Source organism: Phocaeicola sp. RTP21198st1_B8_RTP21198_201120 (assembly GCF_040929485.1).
GTDB lineage: Bacteria > Bacteroidota > Bacteroidia > Bacteroidales > Bacteroidaceae > Phocaeicola > Phocaeicola dorei.
This window is the reverse complement of record NZ_JBCOCI010000458.1, coordinates 1-1,170: the sequence shown is the minus strand read 5'-3', so window position 1 is coordinate 1,170 and position 1,170 is coordinate 1. Positions and strand designations below refer to the sequence as shown.

At 43.9% G+C, this 1,170-nt stretch carries 1 protein-coding gene; it reads right to left on the bottom strand.

All coding sequences use genetic code 11. The features are described 5' to 3' along the window. Positions 1 to 25: 25 nt before the first annotated feature. Positions 26 to 1,170 (bottom strand): SusC/RagA family TonB-linked outer membrane protein (locus tag AB5935_RS27250; protein WP_368328006.1); only part of this gene is annotated, 1,145 nt, incomplete at its 5' end.

The following is a 1,170-nucleotide window of genomic DNA, read 5'->3' as shown; positions in this document are numbered from 1 at the left end:
ACGTAATTGTTTGAAGGATGATTGATTAGAAACCTAAGTTTATACCAAAACTGATAGAGTAGGCTCTCGGATAAGCGGAGAAGTCCAGTCCCGGAGTCAGTGCGCCTTCACGGATAGATACTTCCGGGTCGTAACCGGAATACCCTGTACATGTCCATAGATTCTGACCGGCAACGAATACGCGTGCATTGTCTATCTTCCATTTCTTGGTCAGTTGTTTCGGCAGTGTATATCCTAAAGACACGGTCTTCAGACGAAGGAACGAACCATCTTCGATAATACGTGTAGAGAACACTTTGTTAGAACCGGAGTCGGTAGCTCTCGGAATATTACTTTCCGGATTTTCCGGTGTCCAGCGGTCTGCGTAACTTGCGTATTGGTTCAAGTCACGTGTTTTATTGCTGTTCTCGAAGAACAGGCGGTTGGCATTCAATACATCGTTTCCATACGACCATTGGAAGAAGATGCTCAAGTCAAATCCTTTGTATTCGAAATTGTTGGTAAATCCGCCCGTATGTTTCGGCATACCGTTACCGATCATAGTGCGGTCGTTATCGTCGATGATACCGTCACCATTCAGGTCTGCGTATTTCGGCATACCCGGTTGTGTATTACTTTCGGAAGAGAAATACGGAACATTGCGTTTCAGTGTATATGTATCACCTACTTTGTCGAAATCTTCGTATTTGTATGTACCTTCGTAGATGAATCCGTACATCATTCCCATCGGATAACCCACTTTGGCAATGTAGCTGTATTGAGAGTTATAGTTCTGGTCAAATTTGGCTGCACTCAACAGAGAAGATTGGTTTTCGGCCAATTCTAATACTTTGTTCTTGTTGAATGCGATATTAAAGTTAGTAGTCCATGAGAAATGACGGTTCTTGATATTGGTTGTGTTCAATGTGAGCTCGATACCTTGGTTGCGTACCTTTCCTACATTCTTCATGGCACTGAAATAACCGGAAGAGGTGGGAAGTGCAGTATTCAGCAACAAATCACGAGTCGTTTTACGATACCAGTCTACGGTTAATCCGATGCGTTCGTCCAGGAAGCCTAAGTCCAGGCCTAGGTTCCACTGTTCGGTAGTCTCCCATTTCAGTTTTCTGTTTCTTAAGGAAGTGGGCACTGTACCTACACTTGTCAGGCTGTTTTCGAACGGATATACAC